We start from the raw sequence: 1441 nt of genomic DNA, 5'->3' as shown, positions 1-1441 counted from the left end.
TACTTAAGTGCCTAGTTTAACGACATTGCGGTCGGGTATTAAAAGCTTTTTAGCTCATCTACAAGTTTAAAATTGCTAGTGTTGTCATAAATATAGACTTCATCACATAGCGGAATCACCTTTTTAAAATTTGCTAAGCTTTCGTAATATCTTTTATCTATTAGATGCGGTTCTATGTTATGCCCGCCTTTACTAACTCTTATACGCACTCTTTCTTTAGCAGTCTCAGGACTATCAAGCCTTACGTAGTAAAGCACGATTTTAAAATCTAGTTTTTTAAGCTCATAAAATAAGTTCATGATAGAACTTCCACAAAGCGTGGTCTCTTGATTGAAACTAAGTTTATTTTTTAGATACATATTACGCATATTAATGGCTATCTTTGATGCCCTTAGCTGATCTTTTCTATCTCGTGGGTCGCCTATACTTTGGGCTATCTCATCTACATTTATGCGATAGCCCATATCTATTAAATCCTTTTGCTCTTGTGCTTTGAAATATAATGTGGTCTTTCCAGCTCCATTAACTCCTGCAAAGATGGTGGCTGTTGGCTTTCTTGCTTTCATTTTCTTCCTTATAGATTTTGCTTGATTTTAAAATAATACTTTATTGCAATTTTTAAAACTCAAGCTACTTGTTTCTTTTCAAAGCCTCTCAATACATTTTTGCTTTAAAATTCCTCTATTGTTTCAAAGTCGCTGATTATCATTGCCTTTGAATCTTGACAAGTTGGCAGTAGTTTGATTAGTATTGTGTTTCATAAATATCATTTATGAGTTTATTTGTGTGCCCTCCTTTCGAGGGCTTTCAATCAAGTGTTGGTATCACTTGATTGAAAGGGTTGAAAACTAAGGGCTTACGCCTTTAGTTTAGACTTTTGGCTTATTGCTATTTAATTAGAGTTAGTAACTCTAAAATGGCAATTATTAAATTTAGCAGTGCTATCACTAATCTAAAATTCATTTTATCCACTCTTTTGATTTTATTTTTGGGTGGATGTATTGATTTTATATATCAGCTCTTCACATCTTCTAAATGCTTAAAATATCTTTAAGCTTATTTTTTAGTTTTTCACTTAAGGGCTCTCTCTTTATTAACCTAAGATTAAGACTATTAGATTTATAATAGCCGCAGCTAAGTTAATAATTGCCGTAATTAGCTTAAGCATTAGCATCACCCCCCTTCTTGTTTAGTTAGGCGACTTGTCACAGCAAGCCACCAAAGCAAACAAGAAAAGGCTTTAAAGCCTTGCAAAACTTCAACATACACCAAATCAAATAACACACATAAAAGCTAAAATTTAGCCTTTTGAAGTTTTCAAAAGAGGCTTTTTAGTTCCTTTTTATATAGGTTATTAAATATTTAGATGGGGAAAACTTTATTAAAAACTATATTTGGATGCTTATAATTAAGTTTAATATATGCTAATTGAGTGCACTTT

General features: G+C 32.1%; 1 protein-coding gene. It reads right to left on the bottom strand.

What is annotated here, in order from left to right; translation table 11 throughout:
- Nucleotides 1-38: 38 nt before the first annotated feature.
- On the bottom strand, nucleotides 39-566 hold the full coding sequence (locus BKH40_RS08535; protein ID WP_095278602.1) for an AAA family ATPase: 528 nt from the start codon (nucleotides 564-566) through the stop codon (nucleotides 39-41).
- Nucleotides 567-1441: the final 875 nt, after the last annotated feature.

Source organism: Helicobacter sp. 11S02629-2, from assembly GCF_002272875.1.
Classification (GTDB): Bacteria; Campylobacterota; Campylobacteria; order Campylobacterales; family Helicobacteraceae; genus Helicobacter_I.
Note: the sequence above shows the minus strand (reverse complement) of the source record. Positions and strands in the feature narration are given on the sequence as shown.